We start from the raw sequence: 295 nt of genomic DNA, 5'->3' as shown, positions 1-295 counted from the left end.
GTGCTGGTCCGGAGTCGCTGGTGGCGGTGGCGTTGCCGCGTTCGGTGGAGCTGGTTGTGGCGTTGTTGGCGATTCTGAAGTCTGGTGCTGCCTATCTGCCGGTGGATCCGGAGTATCCGGCTGACCGTATCGAGTTCATGCTGGCCGATGCCTCTCCGGTGTGTGTGGTCACCACCTCCGATGTCATGGCGGATCTGCCGCAGACGGCTGATGCGTTTGTGGTGGTGGATGACCGGCAGTTTGTGGGTGAGGTGTCGGCGTATGCGGGCGCGGATCTGGGTGTCGCATTGGGTTC

Annotated in this window: 1 protein-coding gene; it reads left to right on the top strand. The window is 62.7% G+C overall.

Features of this window, described 5'->3' with window-relative positions; all coding sequences use genetic code 11:
• Positions 1–295 (top strand): AMP-binding protein (locus IZR01_RS49695; protein WP_194927941.1); only part of this gene is annotated, 295 nt, incomplete at both ends.

It is taken from the genome of Catenulispora pinisilvae (genome assembly GCF_015356865.1).
Lineage (GTDB): Bacteria > Actinomycetota > Actinomycetes > Streptomycetales > Catenulisporaceae > Catenulispora > Catenulispora pinisilvae.
The sequence above is the reverse complement of the archived record's forward strand: the minus strand, read 5'-3'. Positions and strand labels throughout refer to the sequence as shown.